The 545-nt window shown below is 64.6% G+C and carries 1 protein-coding gene; it reads left to right on the plus strand.

Annotation, left to right across the window (positions count from 1 at the left end; translation table 11 throughout):
• Window positions 1–545: right-handed parallel beta-helix repeat-containing protein (locus AC1D15_RS36470; protein WP_477829928.1), on the plus strand; the 545-nt coding region annotated here is incomplete at both ends.

Here is a 545-nt window from a genome sequence, read left to right on the forward strand (position 1 = left end):
GTGTACCTGCGCGCCGGAACCTACACCTACACCGCCGGTGTCAACACCTGCGCCAGCCGGCAGGACACCGTCAACGCGATCACGCTGGACAAGAGCGGGACGCCGCAGGACCCGATCCGCTACTGGGCCTATCCCGGCGAGAAGCCGGTCTTCGATTTCTCCGGGATAACCGACGACTGCCGCATCAAGGGCTTCAACGTGACCGGCAGCTGGGTCCACCTCAAGGGACTCGAGATCCGGGGCGTACCGCAGAACAACAACCTGAACCACGAATCGTGGGGCGTCTGGATCTCGGGCAGCCACGACATCTTCGAGCAGCTCGACACGCACCACCACATGGGGCCGGGACTGTTCATCCACGACGGCAGCGACAACCTGGTGCTGAACACCGATTCGCACCACAACTACGACCCGCTGACGTCGAATGGCGCGGGCCAGAGTGCCGACGGCTTCGGCGCCCACATCTCGGCCAACCATCCCGGCAACGTCTTCCGCGGCTGCCGCGCCTGGTGGAATTCCGACGACGGGTTCGACCTCATCAACGC

The sequence above is a fragment of the Rhizobacter sp. P2_H2 genome (assembly GCF_056403375.1).